Source organism: Bacillus cereus group sp. BfR-BA-01492, from assembly GCF_022662815.1.
GTDB classification, from domain to species: Bacteria; Bacillota; Bacilli; order Bacillales; family Bacillaceae_G; genus Bacillus_A; species Bacillus_A cereus_BD.
The window spans coordinates 1-231 of sequence record NZ_JAKUEH010000071.1; the positions used below are offsets into that span (position 1 = coordinate 1).

Genomic DNA, 231 nt, shown 5'->3' on the forward strand with positions numbered 1-231 from the left:
TGATGATGGCAGAGAGGTCACACCCGTTCCCATACCGAACACGGAAGTTAAGCTCTCTAGCGCCGATGGTAGTTGGGGCCTTGCCCCTGTGAGAGTAGGACGTCGCCAAGCTTTATATCATCGCGGGGTGGAGCAGTCTGGTAGCTCGTCGGGCTCATAACCCGAAGGTCGCAGGTTCAAATCCTGTCCCCGCAACCAAATGGTCCCGTGGTGTAGTGGTTAACATGCCTG

1 tRNA gene and 1 rRNA gene are annotated in these 231 nt (G+C 56.3%); both read left to right on the forward strand.

Features of this window, described 5'->3' with window-relative positions:
* Positions 1-111: ribosomal RNA gene (gene rrf, locus MR063_RS21660) — 5S ribosomal RNA — on the forward strand; the annotation flags it as partial.
* A 10-nt stretch (positions 112-121) separates the two neighbouring features.
* A tRNA-Met gene (locus tag MR063_RS21665) sits at positions 122-198 on the forward strand.
* Positions 199-231: the final 33 nt, after the last annotated feature.